Origin of the sequence: Loigolactobacillus binensis (assembly GCF_005405165.1) — a bacterium.
GTDB classification, from domain to species: Bacteria; Bacillota; Bacilli; order Lactobacillales; family Lactobacillaceae; genus Loigolactobacillus; species Loigolactobacillus binensis.
This window is the reverse complement of sequence record NZ_BJDN01000095.1, coordinates 1-272: the sequence shown is the minus strand read 5'-3', so window position 1 is coordinate 272 and position 272 is coordinate 1. Positions and strand designations below refer to the sequence as shown.

At 44.5% G+C, this 272-nt stretch carries 1 rRNA gene; it reads right to left on the bottom strand.

Going from position 1 to position 272, the window contains the following annotated elements:
• Positions 1-189 precede the first annotated feature (189 nt).
• Positions 190-272, bottom strand: a 5S ribosomal RNA gene (gene rrf, locus FFM78_RS14290); the annotation flags it as partial.

Genomic DNA, 272 nt, shown 5'->3' with positions numbered 1-272 from the left:
TTGGCTAATTTAAAACTAAACAGCGCTACTGATTCGAACCAAAAAGTTTCGGATCAGTAGCGCTTCTTTTGATTACGGTCGTTTATTGGGTGCTTACGTCTTAAGAGCAATAGCTTCTGCTTCAGTATCCAATCCAATACAACGCAAAAAAACAGCCAAGTCATGATAACTTGGCTGTTTCCTTAAAGTGCGTGGCAACGTCCTACCCTCGCAGGGGGTGCTCCCCCAACTACTCTCGGCGTTAAGAAGCTTAACTTCTGTGTTCGACATGG